Source organism: Candidatus Pseudoscillospira sp. SGI.172, from assembly GCF_050313575.1.
GTDB lineage: Bacteria > Bacillota > Clostridia > Oscillospirales > Oscillospiraceae > Vermiculatibacterium.
The window spans coordinates 1-1,770 of the sequence record NZ_JBNPLQ010000069.1; the positions used below are offsets into that span (position 1 = coordinate 1).

Below are 1,770 nucleotides of genomic sequence, written 5' to 3' on the forward strand. Positions count from 1 at the left end.
AAAGTCACTCGTCCTCGGTTGGGACTCCCGCTGGGGGACGCCTATGGAGGTCACAGCGGCAGGCAGCTCTACGACCGGAACGGTGCGTCCGTTCGGGTTAGACTGTTCCGGCTTTGTGGATTGGGTGTTTTACAATGTCACAGGTGGCAGCTATGTCATCGGCCATGGCGGTGGAGCATCCAGTCAGCACAGCTATTGCACCGATATTTCATGGAGCGATGCCCAGCCGGGAGACCTTGTGTTCTATCCGGGAGACAGCCATGTCGGTATTGTCTGCGGCTTTGACAGCAGCGGCAATATCATGGTCATCCACTGCGCCAGCGGCGCGAACAATGTGGTGGTTACCGGCAAGGAAGGATTTACTGCCGTTAGCAGACCATTTTACTACAGTAAATAGCGTCAGGGGCTGTCTCAGAATATTTGTTCTGGGACAGCCCCTGTTTATTTTGATGTACCGCAGCACGTTATTGTCCTATGTGTGTCCAGCCGCCCTCAGCTTTGACGGTATAGGCGTCGGGTGTAACTAACCGCCAGGGGTATTATTGCTACCGCCACCACTACTGCCTCTGCCGCTGCTTACCAATTTGGGAATGCTCTCCGTCTTTGTGGCCTTGCAAATCCCACAGGTGTAAGTTTTGACGCCTGTTTTTTCATGGGTAGGTGCAGTTGTCACTTTACCCTCGCCTGTAAGACGCCGCTGGAATTGACGCTTACGTTACCGGGTGGTTACTGAGCACTTACACAGCTTACCAAAGAACGGCGGCAGGGAATCATTGATTCCGAGCCGCCGTTCTGATTCACTTTGGGTTACCCGTCAGTCGCTTCCCTTACTTGCCCTGATAGGCACGGAACAGGAAGGTCACGATCTGGGCGCGAGTGCAGCCGTTGTCGGGGCTGAACGTAGAGTCCGTCGTACCGTTAGTCACGCCGTTTTCCACAGCCCAGGCCACTGCGTCAGTATAGAAAGCATTGGCCGCCACATCGGTGAAGCCATTCGCCGTGGTAGGTGCGGTACCCAGCGCGCGGTACAGGAACGTCACGCTCTGGGCGCGGGTGCAGGTGGCGTTGGGGCTGAAGGTGCCGTCGCCGGTACCCAGCGTGATGCCATTCTCCACAGCCCAGGCCACAGCCTTGGCGTAGTAGCTGCCCGCGGGAACATCCGCGAAGCTCACCGTACTCTTAGGCTCGGGAGAGCCGGCGGCGCGCCACAGGAAGGTCACAATGTGAGCACGGGTGCAGGGCTGGTCGGGGCCAAACAGGCCGCTGCCGATACCGCCGGTAATGCCCTTCTTGGCAGCCCACTTCACAGCGTCATAGTAATAGGCGCTGGAGGGAACGTCAACGAAGTCCATGGCTTTGATCTCAGCGAATTCAGCGGAAATCGTCACCTTGGAGGAGGGCATGGTAAAGGTAAACTTGCCGTTGCCCTTGTCCTTCACCTTGATCTCGCTGCCGCTGGCGTCTTTCACGGTCAGAGTGTCCAGCTCATAGCCGCTGTCGGGCTTGACCGTAATGGTCACGGTATCGCCCGCCTTGGCGTTCTTGGGGTCAACGGTCACATCGCCGTGCTTGACAGAGGGCGCGGAGACGTCATAGCGTCTGGTGGAAGAGCTGGAACCGCCTCCGGAGCTGCTGCCGCCACCGCCGGTGCTGCCGCCACCGGTCGTGCTGCCACCGGTCGTGCTGCCACCGGTAGTGCTGCCGCCGGTCGTGCTGCCACCGGTCGTGCTGCCGCCGGTAGTGCTGCCGCCGGTAGTGCTGCCGCCGGTA

Annotated in this window: 2 protein-coding genes; one reads left to right on the top strand and one right to left on the bottom strand. The window is 59.0% G+C overall.

What is annotated here, in order from left to right:
* A partial coding sequence (locus tag ACQRD3_RS13460) for a C40 family peptidase (protein ID WP_427781730.1) occupies window positions 1–397 on the top strand: 397 nt, incomplete at its 5' end.
* 430 nt (window positions 398–827) lie between these two features.
* On the opposite strand, the gene ACQRD3_RS13465 is transcribed toward ACQRD3_RS13460, so the two are convergent.
* A partial coding sequence (locus tag ACQRD3_RS13465) for an S-layer homology domain-containing protein (protein WP_427781731.1) occupies window positions 828–1,770 on the bottom strand: 943 nt, incomplete at its 5' end.